The sequence below is a fragment of the Paraburkholderia atlantica genome (assembly GCF_009362785.1).
In the GTDB taxonomy this organism is placed as follows: Bacteria; Pseudomonadota; Gammaproteobacteria; order Burkholderiales; family Burkholderiaceae; genus Paraburkholderia; species Paraburkholderia atlantica.
Genome location: NZ_WHNQ01000243.1, coordinates 1 through 615, shown reverse-complemented (window position 1 = coordinate 615; position 615 = coordinate 1). Strand labels below are relative to the sequence as shown.

Genomic DNA, 615 nt, shown 5'->3' with positions numbered 1-615 from the left:
TTCACTACCCGCTTGAAGTGATTTTGCTGTGCGTGCGATGGTACGTGGCCTATTCGCTGAGTTTGCGCAACCTTGCGGAAATGATGGACGAGCGTGGTATCGAGGTGGATCATTCGACGGTGCACCGCTGGGTCATCAAGCTGCTGCCGCTCTTCGAAAGGCGCTTTCGCAAGCACAAGCGTCCGGTTGGGAAAAGCTGGCGAATGGACGAGAGCTATATCAAGATCAAAGGCGAGTGTAAATATCTTTACCGGGCAGTGGACAAGGCGGGCGACACGGTCGAATTCCTGCTCAGGGCCAGGCGGGACAAGGTCGCTGCCCGGCGGTTCTTTGAAAAGGCGATCGCCCATAATGGTACGCCAGAGACCGTGACCATCGACAAAAGCGGCTCCAATCTGGCCGCACTGGATGCGGTGAATGCCGATCGCGAGACGCCGATCAAGGTCCGTCAGATCAAGTACCTGAACAACATTGTCGAACAGGACCATCGGGCTATCAAACGCCGGAGCCGGCCGATGCTGGGATTCAAGAACTTCCACCGTGCGAGGGTCATTCTCGGCGGCATCGAGGTAATGCACATGATCAGGAAAGGACAGATGAAATGTGCGGGCAAAG

1 protein-coding gene is annotated in these 615 nt (G+C 56.1%); it reads left to right on the top strand.

All coding sequences use genetic code 11. From position 1 onward, the window contains the following. Positions 1-615, top strand: a 615-nt coding sequence (locus tag GCT19_RS42500; protein ID WP_152855137.1) for an IS6 family transposase, incomplete at both ends; no start/stop codon positions are given.